The sequence below is a fragment of the Inquilinus limosus MP06 genome (assembly GCF_000767795.1).
Taxonomy (GTDB): domain Bacteria; phylum Pseudomonadota; class Alphaproteobacteria; order DSM-16000; family Inquilinaceae; genus Inquilinus; species Inquilinus limosus_E.
Genome location: NZ_JANX01001014.1, coordinates 1 through 1171, shown reverse-complemented (window position 1 = coordinate 1171; position 1171 = coordinate 1). Strand labels below are relative to the sequence as shown.

At 72.2% G+C, this 1171-nt stretch carries 1 pseudogene; it reads left to right on the top strand.

The features are described 5' to 3' along the window. Window positions 1–1171: pseudogene (locus P409_RS34840) on the top strand (hypothetical protein); the annotation flags it as partial.

Below are 1171 nucleotides of genomic sequence, written 5' to 3'. Positions count from 1 at the left end.
ACCACCTACAACTTCGCCGGCACCACGCCGGCCAGCACGGTCAGCGTCGGCGCGGCAGGCGCCGAACGCACCATCACCAATGTCGCGGCAGGGCGGATCGCGCTGAACTCGACCGACGCGATCAACGGCAGCCAGCTCTTCGCCACCAACCAGGCGATCTCGGCCATCGCCGCCTCGACGCCGCTGCACTACTACAGCGTCAACAGCGCCAGCCAGCAGCCGAACTACCTGAACGACGGCGCCACCGGCGCCAATGCCATGGCAGCCGGCGTGGCAGCCAAGGCGGCGGGCACGAACGCGACGGCGGTGGGCTTCCAGTCCAATGCCAGCGGGAACCAGGCCGTCGCGTTCGGTGACTCGGCGAATGCGTCGGCCAGCCAGTCGGTTGCGCTGGGAGTGACGGCGACCGCCGGAGGGGCCAGCGGCTCGACCGCGGTCGGCGCCGGTTCGAATGCCAGCGCGACGAACAGCATGGCGCTCGGCGTCTTCTCCAACGCGTCCGCCGAGCTCGCCACGGCGGTCGGCCCCGGCGCGAAAGCCTCGGCGGAAAACAGCGCGGCGATCGGCCCGAACGCGAAGGCGCTGGCGACAGCGGCCTCGGCGCTGGGCTTCCAGGCCAACGCATCGGGCGTCAATTCGACGGCGGTCGGCGCCGGGTCGGTTGCGGCCGGCTCGGGGTCGGCCGCTTTCGGGGTCAGCTCCAACGCCAGCGGCAAGAGCTCTGTGGCCGTCGGTGTCGGCTCCGTCGCCTCATCGGATTTCTCGACGGCCCTCGGCCGCGCTTCCCAGGCGACCGCGGCGAACGCCACCGCCGTGGGCGTTCTCGCCAGCGCCAGCGGCGAGGGGGCATTCGCGGGTGGCCAGCTGGCCAATGCCTCGGGTGTGAACTCGCTCGCGCTGGGCTCCGCCGGCGTGGTCGCGAACGGCGTCAATGCGGTCGCGGTCGGCGCTGCGGCCAATGCCACCTCGGCCGGCACCGTGGCCGTGGGCTCCTTCGCCAATGCCTCGGCAACGAATTCCACGGCGATCGGTGCCGGGTCCCGTGCGGGGGCCGAAAATGCGTTCGCCGGGGGACGTGCGGCCAATGCGGCGGCGGCGAATGCCACCGCGCTCGGTTTCTCCTCGCAGGCGCTGGCCGCCTCGACGGTGGCGCTGGGCGACACCAACACCG